A 13,330-nucleotide genomic window follows, 5' to 3' on the forward strand; every position below is an offset into this window, starting at 1 on the left:
TGTGCATAATAATGGAGAATTTTTCCTAAATTTTAGTTTTATAAAAAATTCTAAGGATATATACACATATCTTAACAAGGAGTTAATTTTTTTGTGATAAAAGAAAAAAAATCCTTTCATTTACACATGCTTTCTGATGCAACGGGGGAAACATTAATTTCTGTTGGAAGAGCTGTAGCAGCGCAGTATACAATGATTCAGGCAACAGAGCATATCTATCCTATGATTCGTAGTAAAATACAGTTACAAAAAGCTCTTGATGAAATACAACAAGAGCCAGGCATTGTTCTTTACACAATAATTGATGAAGAACTTAAGCTTCTCCTTCAAAAAAGATGCGAAAAAATAAAAGTTCCCTGTATTGATATATTACATCCTGTTTTTAATGCTTTTCAGTCTTACCTTGGTATGCCAACCCACTTACGTGCGAGTGCACAACATAATCTTAATGCAGATTATTTTCGCCGTATTGAGGCATTGGATTTTACAATAGAGCATGATGACGGACAGTCTTCCAATAGCTTATCTGAAGCGGATGTGATTATTGTAGGAATTTCAAGGACTTCTAAAACACCAACAAGTATTTATTTAGCAAATCGCGGAATTAAGACAGCCAATATCCCTCTTATTCCTAATATTGATTTGCCAGAATCTCTTTTAGAGGCAAAAAATTCTTTGATTCTTGGTTTAATTGCTTCAGCTGAAAGAATCTCACATATTCGTCAAAATCGGGATTTGGGAGAAGGTTTTGCTCTTGATAGTTATACGAATCGTCTTAACATAGCTGAAGAATTAATCTATGCAAAACGCATTTGCGAACGTTTTGGTTGGCCTATTATTGATGTCACAAGGCGATCTATTGAAGAAACTGCTGCGGCAATATTTGAGCTTTTATCACGATTTCGTGGAGGTAAATGAGAAAAAATTAATGAATTCAGAGATATTAATATTAGCATCTGTTAGTTTTTATCGTGCGCAATTATTGAAAAAAGCAGGTTTAAATTTTTTCATTGAAGGAGCTTCTTTTGATGAAAGAGAAGTAGAAAAAAAAGCAAAAGAAAAAACACCTAAAGAACTCAGCTGTTTTCTTGCGAGTGCAAAAGCAAAAAATGTTTCAGATCGTTTTCCTGCTGCTTTCGTTATTGGTTGTGATCAAGTGCTTGATTTGGAAGGTAAAGTTTTTCATAAAGCAACAAATATTAAGGAAGCACATCAACGTTTATGTGAGTTATCAGGAAAAACGCATTCTCTTCATAGTGCGGTAGCTTTATTTAAAAATGGTCAAAAAATTTGGGTTGAAGCTTTTAGTGCACATATGTCTGTACGTTTGCTTTCATCAAAATTTATTGAACGTTACTTAGCGCGCGTAGGAAAAGATGTTTTAAACAGTGTGGGAGTCTATCAAATTGAAGGGGAAGGGATCCATCTCTTTGAAAAAATTGATGGAGATTTTTTTACCATTGTTGGTTTACCTTTACTGCCTATACTCGTAAAATTACGTCATTTGGGGATTATTGATGGTTGACTTAACAATAAAAAAAAAAATTACCCCTGTGCTTTTGTTGTTGGTTTTCCTATTCATCATTCAAAATCGCCTAGAATTCATAATTTTTGGCTTAAACAATATGGTTTACAAGGGGAATATCTTGCACAGGAAGTAACCTCTGAAGAATTCAATCATTTTATTATGTCTTTAAAAAAAATGGGATTTTGCGGAGGAAATGTTACTTTACCTCATAAACAGGAAGCCTTTCGTTTAGCAGATTATAAAGATGAGAGAGCAACAATGATTGGTGCTGCTAATACACTTTGGTATGAAGGAGATAAACTTTGTGCCACAAATAGTGATGCCTATGGTTTTAGCGCTAATCTTGATGATTTTGTATCTGATTGGGGAGGGGAAACAGCTCTTGTTTTTGGGGCAGGTGGCGCTGCACGCGCTATCCTATATGCTTTAAAAAAACGTGGATTTGAACAGATTTATCTTGTTAACCGCACAAAACAACGCGCTGATAATTTAGCTCAGCATTTTGGAAAATCCATCAAAGTCTATGATTGGCATAAAATCCATGAAATAATTTATCAAGCTGATTTGATTGTTAATACAACTTCCATTAGCATAAAAAATCCAGAAGAAAAGAGTGCTGCTTTTTTTTGTGATTTTCATAAAGCAAAAAAAACGGCATTAGTAACAGATATTGTTTATACACCATTGATAACCCCCTTTTTACAACAGGCAAAAGCTTGTGGTCTAAGGACTGTTGATGGGTTTGGAATGCTTCTACATCAGGCTGTTATAGGTTTTGAACGGTGGTTTGGAATAAGACCACAGGTAACAAAAGCGTTACGAGCAGCTATTTTAGAGGATATGAGTAAAGAAAGAAAATGAAGATCGTAGGATTGACGGGATCAATTGCTATGGGAAAATCAACAGTTGCTGATTTTTTCAAGCAAATGGGTATTTCTGTTTTTAGTGCAGATGAGGCGGTACAACAGCTTTATAAAAGTGAGCCAGCTTTGTCACGCATAGAGCATATTTTTCCTGGTGTTGTTGAAAACGGGGAAGTTAATCGTTTGAAGCTTTCTGAAATTTTGATTGATGATAAGGAAAAATTACAAACATTAGAAAAAATAATTCATCCTTTGGTGCAAGAAAAAGAAAAAGAATTTATTGATACAACGCGCCATCAAGGAGAAAAATTAGTTATTCTTGATATTCCACTTCTGTTTGAAAAAAATGGTGAAAGTCGTGTAGATAGCGTTATTGTTGTTTCTGCTTCACCAGAAATACAAAAAGAACGTGTAATGATTCGCCAAGGTATGAATGAGAAAAAATTTGCCTTTATCAATGCGAGGCAAATGCCGGATGAAAAAAAACGGGAACGTGCTGATTTTATTATTGATACAGGGAGAGATTTGGAGAATACACGTCAACAGGTTTTTGATGTAATAAAAAAATTGCTAAAGAATTGAAGTTATGCGGGAAATTATTTTTGATACAGAAACAACAGGTTTAGATAAAGAGAAAGATCGCATAATCGAAATTGGTTGTGTAGAAATGGTTGATCGTTATCTTACGGGGCGCCAGTTTCACGTTTATTTAAATCCTGAAGGCGTTATTATTCCTGATGAAGTTGTCGCAATTCACGGATTAACCAATGAACGCTTAAAAAACGAGAAAAGCTTTAGTGATATTGTTGATGAATTTTTGGAATTTATCAATGGTGCGACCATGATTGCGCATAATGCGAGTTTTGATATAGGCTTTATTAATGCAGAATTAAAACGCGTCAAGAAGCCGCTTATCAGTGTTGATAATATTCTTGATACATTGGCTATGGCACGGCGTAAATTTCCTATGAGCCCTAATTCTCTTGATATTTTATGCAAACGTTTTGGAATTGATAACAGTCATCGTGTTCTTCATGGTGCTTTGCTCGATGCAGAGATTTTGGCCGATGTTTATATTGAACTGATTGGTGGAAAGCAGGGCGTATTGGGTTTTGAAAACAGAAGAAGTGTTGATGAATATACCCAAAATGATAAAGATACGTCTTATGCAGTTAAATCTCGTCCACAGGCTTTACCTTCAAGATTGAGTGCACAGGAAAAAAGGTTGCACGCTGATTTTATCAATAAAATGGGTGAAAAAGCGCTGTGGAATAACTTCAAAATTCACGAATAACATCCTTACCTTTTTAAAAAAATTACTTAAGATTAAAAATAAAAAATACGGATGCCAAAAAAAACGGTCGTTGTGGGGAGGGGAACACCACAACGACCTTGTCGCTACATCGTACCTCAGCTATCATAGGAGGAGCAAAATGAAAGCTATTAATCCTGTAACAGCAAAGAAAAGCTCTAGGTACGTAATATAAAGTGTAACGACTTCATGTCTTATGGAAATAAAAAATGGCTTTTTAGAGGCAAAGTGAAAAAAATTAAAATAAAAGTGAAAAAAATATATAAGGGTGATGTGTGTTTTTTTTAGCTGAAATGGAGAAATAAAATTGTCATGAAAGCAACAGATCATCTTTTGTTGGTTGACGGATCAGGCTATGTTTTTCGTGCTTATTACGCTTTGCCGCCTTTAAAACGTAAAAAGGATGGGCTTCCTGTAGGAGCAGTAGCTGGTTTTTGTAATATGTTATGGAAATTACTCTGTGATGCTCGTAATACAGCGACAGGTCTTGTTCCAACCCACTTTGCTGTTATTTTTGATTATTCATCTGATACTTTTAGGAAACAAATTTATCCTCAATATAAAGCGAATCGCTCTGAACCTCCTGAAGATTTAATTCCTCAATTTGCGTTAATACGCCAAGCAACAAAGGCTTTTAATTTGCCTTGTATTGAAAAGGAAGGCTTTGAAGCAGATGATTTGATAGCAACCTATGCACAATTGGCAACAAAGGTTGGTGCAAAAACGACGATTATCTCTTCTGATAAGGATCTTATGCAACTCGTCAATAAGCATGTATCCTTGTATGATGGAATGAAAGACAAGCATATAGGTATCTCAGAAGTTATAGAAAAATGGGGGGTTCCCCCTGAAAAAATGATCGATTTACAAGCGTTAATTGGAGATTCTACGGATAATATACCGGGTATTCCAGGCATTGGACCCAAAACTGCCGCTCAGTTGTTAAAACAGTTTGGTTCTCTTGATATTTTGTTGCAACGTGTGATGGAAATTAAACAAACAAAACGACGTGAAAACATACAAGCTTATAGTGAACAGGTTAAAATTTCTCGTGAACTTGTTAGGCTTAAAACAGATGTCCCTATAGACAGTTATTTAGATGATTTTATTTTAGAGCCACAAGATGGACCACGCTTAATTGCTTTTTTGAAAGCTATGGAATTTTCAACATTAACACGTCGCGTGGCAGAGGCAACAACATGCGATGCAGCTGTTATTGATGCACTTGAGGTAGATATTGAATGGGAAAAACTGAGTCACGAGCATGATTCTGATATAAAAAATATTGAGAAAGCATCTCTTCATAATTTTTCTGAAAATTCTCCCCAATTTTTTGCACAAAAACGCAAAGAACAAGCACTGACTCAAAAAATTACAAGAGAAGCTTATACCACAATTCTTGATGAGGAAATTTTAAAAGAGTGGTTATCACAAGCACAAGAGCAGGGTTTTTTTTCTTTTGATACTGAAACAACCTCTCTTGATCCTATGCAAGCAAAGCTTGTTGGTTTTTCACTCGCATTACAGCCAGAAAAAGCAGCTTATATACCTCTTGAACATTTTTATGAAGGAGAGGAAGATCTTTTAAGGGGTGGGCGTATTGCCTCGCAGATTGAGACTCGAAAAGCTTTAGCACTTTTAAAACCGATATTAGAAGATTCTGCGGTGTTAAAAATTGGTCAAAATATAAAATATGATTGGTTGGTGATGAAGCAATACGACATTGTGATACGTTCTTTTGATGACACCATGCTTTTGTCTTATGCTTTGGATGCTGGAACTTTGACCCATAATATGGATGATTTATCTGAACGTTGGCTTGAACACCAACCAATCGCTTATAAGGATTTAACACATAACGGAAAAAAAATTACTTCTTTTGCACAAGTAGATTTAAAACAAGCGACCCTTTATGCGGCAGAAGATGCCGATATAACGCTACGTCTTTGGCAAGTATTGAAACCGCAACTTGTTGCTCAGGGCATGACAAAAATTTATGAGCGCCTTGATCGCCCTCTTGTAGAAGTTTTAGCAAGAATGGAAGAGCGTGGAATTCTTATTGATAGGCAGATTTTATTGCGTCTTTCAGGAGAATTGGCGCAAGCTGCTTTGATTTTAGAAGAAGAAATTTACAAACAAGCTGATGAAAAGTTTAATCTTGCTTCGCCAAAGCAATTAGGCGATATCCTTTTTGGTAAAATGGGATTGCCTGGAGGCGCTAAGACCAAGGGCGGACAATGGTCAACTTCTGCACAAACCTTAGAAGAGTTGTCTGCTGAAGGTCACATTTTACCGCGTAAAATTATTGAGTGGCGTCAGCTTGCAAAGCTAAAATCTACCTATGCCGATGCTTTGCCTTCTTATATTTTACCCAAAACAGGGCGTGTTCACACGAATTATTCTTTGGCAATAACATCAACAGGGCGGTTATCATCATCAGAGCCAAATTTGCAAAATATTCCAGTACGAACTGCTGAAGGACGTAAAATTCGAACAGCTTTTATTGCTCCCAAAGAACATGTTTTGCTTTCTGCTGATTATAGTCAGATTGAATTACGCATTCTTGCACATATTGCGGATATAAAAGCATTAAAAGAAGCTTTTGCTAAAGGGCATGATATTCACGCTATAACGGCATCACAAATGTTTGGCGTTGCCATAGAGGAAATGCATTCAGATATACGACGGCGTGCAAAGGCGATTAATTTTGGTATTATTTATGGTATTTCAGCTTTTGGATTAGCCAATCAATTAGGAATTTCCCGCCAAGAAGCGAGTCGTTATATTCAACTTTATTTTGAAAGATTTCCAGGAATTAAAGATTATATGGAACAAACCAAAAGATTTGCGCGTGAGAATGGTTATGTAGAAACAATTTTTGGACGTCGTATCCATTATCCAGAAATAAAAGAAAAGAATGTAAAAATTCGTTCTCTTAATGAGCGAGCAGCGATCAATGCTTCAATTCAAGGTTCAGCGGCCGATATTATTCGCCGTGCTATGATACAGATGGAAGATGCTTTAAAAGAAGAAAAACTATCAGCAAAAATGTTGCTGCAAGTGCATGATGAACTGATTTTTGAAGTACCAGAAAATGAGCGTGAAAAAACCATGGCTGTTGTTAAAAATGTTATGGAAAATGCTACAATGCCGGTTTTATCTTTGTCTGTACCCCTTGAGGTAAAAGTTATGACGGCTCAAAACTGGGATGAGGCACATTAACTTTTTTCATTTATTTTTAAGGATATTTGTTGCGTTAGCAAGATTAAGATAAGCTTTGATTGGCAAATGATCTGAGGCAATGCGCGCAAGTGGTGAATGGTGATTTTCAAGATTTGTTACCAATTGGTGAGGAAAGGCAAAAACGCGATCAAGGGCTAAAAGAGGAAAGCGAGAGGGAAAGCTTGGTACAACTTCAAATGTGCTATCAAAATAGGGATAAAAATGATTTAAAGATGAGCCTTTTCCTATCCGCCATTCGTTAAAATCTCCAATAAGGAGTGTAGGCATAAGGGAGCGTTTTTGTAAAATTGCAAGGAGCGTTTTTGTTTGTTGTTTACGAGAATAACGTAATAAGCCGAAATGAGCCGCAATAATACGAAGAGGGCCTGCTGCCATTTCCAGTTCTACAATGATAGCTCCACGTGGTTCAATACCAGGAAGAGTGACTTGTAAAATGTCACGTATATATCCCTTTCGCAAAAAAAGCACATTCCCATGCCAACCGTGACCATGAGGTGACATAGTATTGAGAGGCACAGGGATCAAACCGGTTTCAGCTTTTAACAGCTGAAGATTAATCAAACCAATGCGTTCCCCAAAACGTTTATCTGCTTCTTGAAGAGCAAGGATATCAACTTGTAATTCAGTAATAACACGGACAATCCGTGTAGGATTAAAAATTTTATCAACACCTACACATTTGTGCACATTATAGGAAGCAACAGTCAGATCATAATGATTATTTTGGTTTAGGGTATTTGATTGATGATAAGCGCGATTATGAATAACCTTTAAAAGGGAGTTATGGAGCTTTTGTTGGATAAAAGCGCTAAACCAAGGGAATTTTTGCTTATAAGGTATTTTTGTCATTTTGCTAAAAGAATAATCCCTAAGAGGCAAAGGGTAAAAACTTACACTAAAAACAAAAGAACCTTGTCTCTTTTAGAAACAAGGTTCTTTCATTAAGCGATGATTTTTGTAATCAATCACGGTTTGAGCCGAGAAATTGTAGCAAGAAAATAAACATATTGATGAAATCAAGATAAAGACTCAACGCGCCCATAATAACTTTACGACCTCTGGTATCGTATTCATCTCCTTCATAATACATCAACTTAATGTTCTGAGTATCGTAAGCTGTTAAACCAGCAAAGATAAAAACACCAATAACAGAGATAGCAAATTGCAAAGCACTTGATCCAAGAAAAATGTTCACAACCATAGAAAGCAACAAACCAATCAATCCGATGAATAAGAACGAACCAATTGCTGTAAGATCACGCTTTGTTGTGTATCCATAAAGTGAAAGAGCTCCAAAAGTTGCAGCGGAAATGACAAAGGTTTGTACAATACTCTCTGTCGTATAACGCAAAACGATTGAAGATAATGAAAGCCCAACCAGAGCAGCATAACCAAAAAAGAGGCTACGAGCAGTATTTGTGCTCAATGCATTAATTTTAAAACTGAGGAATAAAATTGCAACAAGAGGCGCAAACATCACAATATAAGAGAATGGCGATGTATAAAATGTTACTCCAAATGATGTTAAATAAACACTGCTACTGATTTGAGCTGCTGCTTGGCTCATATCTGTTGTCGTTGCTAATGATACAATTGCATAAGCGGCAGCCGCTGTAATAAGCAAACCAATGGCCATTGTATTGTAGACGCCCAACATATAGTCGCGCAATCCCAAATCAATTGATGCATCAGCATGAGAGGCAGGCGCTGAACGTAAATTTTTAAAATTAGCCATAATATAAAATCCTTTAGCATTATGTCCCGTCAGGTATCGGGCTTTAGAGTCTCTTACATTCCAGAGACAAAGCCTTAATTTGGCGAATACAAAGAAACCTTCAGAATCACTGGCGGAATCCCAGCATATTTCCCTTTATTATGGAGATTTATTTAAAAATTACAAGAGATTTATCTAAGTAAATAACCTTACAAATTGGTAAGGAAAAGGTTTATTTTTATGAAAAATATTTCCATTTTTTTACCACATTTTTGCAAAATAAAAAGATGATAAGAAAGTTTTTTTATTATTCACAGGAACCCTATAATTTCCAGCTACAAAATATCTATTTAAAACAGTGATGAGGAGAGTGGGGCCTAATATCACGCTATTTTTCAATCTTTAAAGATTATATTTTCTCTGTCCAATAATGAAGACTTACTTGAATTGAGTTTTTATATAACACTTTGATATATAATGATATAATTAATTTTCTACTCTAAATACCCCAAAAAAATATCGTAAGATTCTCTGATGACAAATCTATTAATATTAAATCAATAAAGATCACTTTCTTGCACGACATGATCTGGATTAGCGTGCGGATAAAAAGCTGTAAAAAAGGAATAAAAAGATCTCTCATAAATCCTATTGTAATCAGGTTTACGATGGTTAACAATCTCTGTCTTTGATAAAGGCGATGAGAACCTCAATGAGAGGATGTACGGTTGGAATGACGTTTTTCTTTCATCCAAGTACATAATTCTTCAATAAGGATGGCAATAACACCGATAGTGATAAAACTATCTGCAAGATTGAAAATAGCAAAATAAAAAATGTCATCAATATAAAAGAGTATATAATCAGTGACATGATGAAAGCGAATACGATCAATAAGGTTGCCGATTGCTCCCCCAATAATAAGGATAAGGCCGAAGCGCATTAAAAATTTATGATATTCAGTGTTTTTCCATAACCATAAAAGAAAAACAATAATAACAAGCGTAATAGCAATGATTCCCCAGTGAGAAAAGGAGGAAAAAAACGAAAATGCAATGCCAGAATTACGCACATGATAAAGGGAAAGGAAAGGAATAAGCGGGATTTCTGTTCCTAAAGGCATATTGTGTATAACCCAGTACTTAACAGTTTGGTCAAGTCCCACTGTGAGGACTAGGCCCAAGAGAAGAAAAGAGAGTGATTTTCGGATCATATTTTTTCCTCACATGGTTCCAGTGTTAAATAAGGACGACGGATTTCATAAAGCATAACAGCTGTTGCTATAGCCAGATTAAGCGAGTCAGCACGTCCACTTTGTGGAATACGCGCAAGTTTATCACACCGACGTGTAAGAATGTCTGATAAGCCCTGTTTTTCATTTCCCATTAAAAGGATTATCGGACCATTTTTGAAATCAATAGTCCGATAATCCAGAGATCCTTTGAGGTGTGTGCCAACGATCATGCCTTTAAAGTGAGCTGACCATTTTAAAAAGGTGCTTTCATCAAAACGATAAAGAGGTATAGAGAAAATAGATCCCATGGTTGCGCGAACTGTTTCAGGTGAGAAAGGATCTGTTGTTTCGCCAATTAAAAAAACACCTTTAGCACCTACAGCATCAGCTGTGCGAATAATGGTCCCAAGATTTCCAGGATCACGCACGCGATCAAGCGCGATGTAAACATCTTTAGCTTGCCCTTTTATCATTTCAAGAGGGTGCCATTTTTGTGTAAAAATACCAATAACAGTTTGTGGATTATCGCGTCGAGTAAGTGATTCCATAACCTTTTGTGAGGCTTTGATAACCAAACCACCATTGGCTACAGCGCGTGCAGCAGTATTTTCGATGGTGGCATTACCAATTTCGCTTTTAGAAAAAATAAGTGTCTGTATTGTCCAACCGAGATTGAGAGCATCAATGACCAATTTCAATCCCTCTGCCATAAAAAGACCTTCTCGATGACGGTTTTTCTTTTGGTTAAGTGCTTTAAGATCTTTTATAATAGGGTTGCTAAGAGAGGTAATTTCTTTTACTCTACCAGTATTGGGACCACACATATTCAAGCAATCCAACGGCTAAAAAGAGAAGTAGAAAGGGCACGCCCCGCAACTTCTTCACGCAAAATGAGCTCTCCTGATTCGACCGTACCACCAAGATTTACAAATGCATCGCGCATTAAAGCATGAAGTGCAAAGAAGGAAGCACGAATATAATAAGCTGTAAGGACAACAGAGAGCGGCTTATCAGAGAGAAGTTTACGACAATTTTCGATCATTGCTGGTAAATGATCAAACAGTTGCCAAACTTCGCCATGGGGGCCACGCCCATAAGCAGGGGGATCAAGAAGGATCATATCATAGCTTTTTCTGCGACGCAGTTCTCGCTCAACAAATTTTACAGCATCATCGCAAATCCAGCGAATAGAATAATCGGGTAATCCTGCTCTTTCCTGATTAGCTTTTGCCCACGTAATAGCTTTTTTAGAAGCATCAACATGGGTAACGTTTGCCCCCGCTCGTGCTCCAATCAAAGAGGCAACACCTGTATAGCCAAAAAGATTCAATAGCTTTATAGGACGTTTGGCTTTAATAATTTGTTCCTCCATAGAGCGCCAATGGGCATCTTGTTCAGGAAAAAAACCTACATGACGAAAGGAAGTAAAGCGACCTAGAAAAGACAATCTATTCCAAGAAAGTGGCCATGTTTCATCAAGTGGCTTTTTAGGAAAATGCCAACGACCAACGCCTTCTTCATCACGGTTTCCTGTGAAAATAGCATCAACATCAGCCCATTGTTTTTGCGATAAAGCGGGTTTCCATAGCGCTTGACCTTCTGGTCGAATAATTCTATAAGCTCCATAACGCTCTAATTTTTGTCCATGACCAGAATCAATGAGAGCATAATTTTCACTCATACCCGTTTCTAAAATAAGAGGCAAATTTTCCTGCGGATATTTATTTTTGCGGGAGGATTGAGAGCGTTGTACAGGCATGTTTTGTATCACGGTATATGAGGTATAAAAATTATATTATAAAGCTCTTAAATGTTTTGTAAAAGTACAAAAGAGCTAAAATTAATTAAAACACGTATAGAAAAAAGAAAAAGAGCTCTTTAAACTCTGTATTAAATATAAAATACTAAAGAGTAAAAAGATTTCCTTAAAAGACCATTATACCAGATTTGTGATAGATGTTTTCAATTTTTCGATCTCGGTTTGACTTTTTTTGAGAGCTTTTTTGCATTTGTGATAGGAAAACCAACGGATCAGATTTCCTAATAAAATACCAAAACTAAAAAAAATAAAGAGCCATATAAAGAGAGGAGCGTGATAAGTAAAACTCTCAGAATTTGCTCGAAAAGGATCAAGGGTTAACGGAACTATTTGACGATTAGCTACGATAAAAACAATCAAAAACGCTGTGATTATCACACCGATACTTGTTAGAAGAATACGTTTAATGATCATAAGTTTCTCACTGATTAAGACGGTCGCGTAAATCTTTGCCCGTTTTGAAAAAAGGAATCCACTTTTCTTCAACAGCAACGGCTTCCCCTGTTCGTGGATTACGTCCATTACGGGCTGAACGGCTTTTTACAGAAAAAGCTCCAAATCCACGAATTTCAACACGATCGCCATTAGCAAGAGCTGTTGAAATTTCTTCAAAAATAGCGTTTACAATATTTTCCACATCCCGTTGAAAAAGATGCGGGTTGTGACGAGCAATAATTTGCACAAGCTCTGATTTAACCACAATAGCCTCACTTTCACACAAAAAACTTTTTATAATTGTACACTTCATGCATATTACAATATATAAACGGATAAAAGCAAAATAAAACCAAGAAAAAACAAATTTTAAGAAACAAAATTTGAAAATACCTCTTATAAAGGTTATACAGATTAGAAATGCGGGATATTTAAGAGATTAGGAGAGTATGTCCCTACACAATCATTATGAAGTCTTTTCAATGCAATCATCTGTTGGAGATGTTTTTAAAAAAGCATCTCGGCATTCGCGTCGTATTAGCCTATTAAAAATTTTTTTGCCCCTCTTAACGTTAGTTTCAGCGCTGTTTTTTTACGGGTTTACGTTTTTCTTGGTTCCCGATACTTCTAATTCTATACCTTTTAATAATGAAGAGAGTGAGGTGACCAATTTGACGATGCTCAATCCAAAATTAGAAGGCTATACGCGTGCTCATGAACCTTATTGGCTTAAAGCAGAAAAGGCATTTCAAGATCATATGCGCTCTGGAATAATTGGATTACAAAACATCACAGCAAAAGCATCTATGGGCCAACAAAGACAGGTTTTTCTCGCAGCACAAGAGGGCGTTTACGATAACATTCATGGTTTTTTACAGTTGGATAAGCCATTCACCATTACGACGAATGATGGGATGATGGCACAATTTATGTCTGCTGATATTAATTTATCTGAGGGACAATTAAAAACAGATCAACGTATTAATATTCAGCGGGACGGTTTTCATCTTGCTGCCAATGCCTTACAAATTCGAGAAAAAGGAAAAAACATGTATTTCCATGGTGGTGTGCATTTAGTGATTCAAAAGCAGTGACGCAATATCAATACAAATTTAAAAGGGATATTTAAAAGAGAAGTATGTGTATATACAAACAGAAGAATTGAAAGAATGAGACCATACA

The 13,330-nt window shown here is 36.2% G+C and carries 13 protein-coding genes and 1 pseudogene; 7 read left to right on the plus strand and 7 right to left on the minus strand.

Annotated elements, in window-relative coordinates:
* Positions 1 to 93 precede the first annotated feature (93 nt).
* The 6 genes and pseudogenes from HWX04_RS00765 (at position 94) to polA (ending at position 6,925) form a co-directional block, all read left to right on the plus strand.
* Positions 94 to 918 carry a pyruvate, water dikinase regulatory protein gene (locus HWX04_RS00765; protein WP_175868342.1) on the plus strand — a complete coding sequence of 275 codons (825 nt, stop codon included), beginning with the start codon at positions 94 to 96 and terminating at the stop codon, positions 916 to 918.
* A 10-nt stretch (positions 919 to 928) separates the two neighbouring features.
* A complete protein-coding gene (locus tag HWX04_RS00770) occupies positions 929 to 1,525 on the plus strand; it encodes a Maf family nucleotide pyrophosphatase (protein ID WP_175868343.1) in 597 nt (198 codons plus the stop codon).
* Positions 1,518 to 2,389 (plus strand): annotated as a pseudogene (locus HWX04_RS00775) (shikimate dehydrogenase). Before HWX04_RS00770 ends, HWX04_RS00775 begins: the two are co-directional and overlap by 8 nt.
* Positions 2,386 to 2,973, plus strand: a complete 588-nt coding sequence (gene coaE / locus HWX04_RS00780; protein ID WP_175868344.1) for a dephospho-CoA kinase — start codon at positions 2,386 to 2,388, stop codon at positions 2,971 to 2,973. The pseudogene HWX04_RS00775 and the gene coaE overlap by 4 nt, the downstream one beginning before the upstream one ends.
* Positions 2,974 to 2,977: 4 nt before the next feature.
* Complete coding sequence (dnaQ, locus tag HWX04_RS00785; protein WP_175868345.1) at positions 2,978 to 3,685, plus strand: DNA polymerase III subunit epsilon; 708 nt, start codon at positions 2,978 to 2,980, stop codon at positions 3,683 to 3,685.
* 330 nt (positions 3,686 to 4,015) lie between these two features.
* Positions 4,016 to 6,925, plus strand: coding sequence for a DNA polymerase I (gene polA, locus HWX04_RS00790; protein WP_175868346.1), 2,910 nt, complete (start codon positions 4,016 to 4,018; stop codon positions 6,923 to 6,925).
* Positions 6,926 to 6,931: 6 nt separating this feature from the next.
* Here the strand turns inward: polA and HWX04_RS00795 are convergent, their stop codons facing one another.
* The 7 genes from HWX04_RS00795 to ihfB all read right to left on the minus strand — a co-directional run bounded on the left by HWX04_RS00795 (position 6,932) and on the right by ihfB (position 12,413).
* Positions 6,932 to 7,795 (minus strand): endonuclease/exonuclease/phosphatase family protein, encoded by an 864-nt coding sequence (locus tag HWX04_RS00795; RefSeq protein ID WP_175868347.1) that lies wholly within the window; start codon positions 7,793 to 7,795, stop codon positions 6,932 to 6,934.
* A gap of 112 nt (positions 7,796 to 7,907) precedes the next feature.
* A complete protein-coding gene (locus HWX04_RS00800) occupies positions 7,908 to 8,681 on the minus strand; it encodes a Bax inhibitor-1/YccA family protein (protein ID WP_175868348.1) in 774 nt (257 codons plus the stop codon).
* Between the two features lie 688 nt (positions 8,682 to 9,369).
* Entirely contained in the window at positions 9,370 to 9,873 is a 504-nt protein-coding gene (gene lspA / locus HWX04_RS00805) for a signal peptidase II (protein ID WP_175868349.1), read from the minus strand.
* Entirely contained in the window at positions 9,870 to 10,718 is an 849-nt protein-coding gene (locus HWX04_RS00810; RefSeq protein ID WP_175868350.1) for a TrmH family RNA methyltransferase, read from the minus strand. Before HWX04_RS00810 ends, lspA begins: the two co-directional genes overlap by 4 nt.
* 2 nt (positions 10,719 to 10,720) lie before the next feature.
* Complete coding sequence (locus HWX04_RS00815) at positions 10,721 to 11,653, minus strand: RsmD family RNA methyltransferase (RefSeq protein ID WP_175868351.1); 933 nt, start codon at positions 11,651 to 11,653, stop codon at positions 10,721 to 10,723.
* Between the two features lie 177 nt (positions 11,654 to 11,830).
* Complete coding sequence (locus HWX04_RS00820; RefSeq protein ID WP_175868352.1) at positions 11,831 to 12,127, minus strand: LapA family protein; 297 nt, start codon at positions 12,125 to 12,127, stop codon at positions 11,831 to 11,833.
* Between the two features lie 7 nt (positions 12,128 to 12,134).
* Complete coding sequence (gene ihfB, locus HWX04_RS00825; RefSeq protein WP_175868353.1) at positions 12,135 to 12,413, minus strand: integration host factor subunit beta; 279 nt, start codon at positions 12,411 to 12,413, stop codon at positions 12,135 to 12,137.
* Between the two features lie 184 nt (positions 12,414 to 12,597).
* On the opposite strand from ihfB, the gene lptC reads away from it, so the two are divergent.
* The gene (gene lptC, locus HWX04_RS00830; RefSeq protein ID WP_175868354.1) at positions 12,598 to 13,242 is read left to right on the plus strand and encodes an LPS export ABC transporter periplasmic protein LptC; all 645 of its coding nucleotides are present in this window, start codon (positions 12,598 to 12,600) and stop codon (positions 13,240 to 13,242) included.
* The last annotated feature ends 88 nt before the right edge of the window (positions 13,243 to 13,330 follow it).

Origin of the sequence: Bartonella gabonensis (assembly GCF_903679515.1) — a bacterium.
GTDB classification, from domain to species: Bacteria; Pseudomonadota; Alphaproteobacteria; order Rhizobiales; family Rhizobiaceae; genus Bartonella; species Bartonella gabonensis.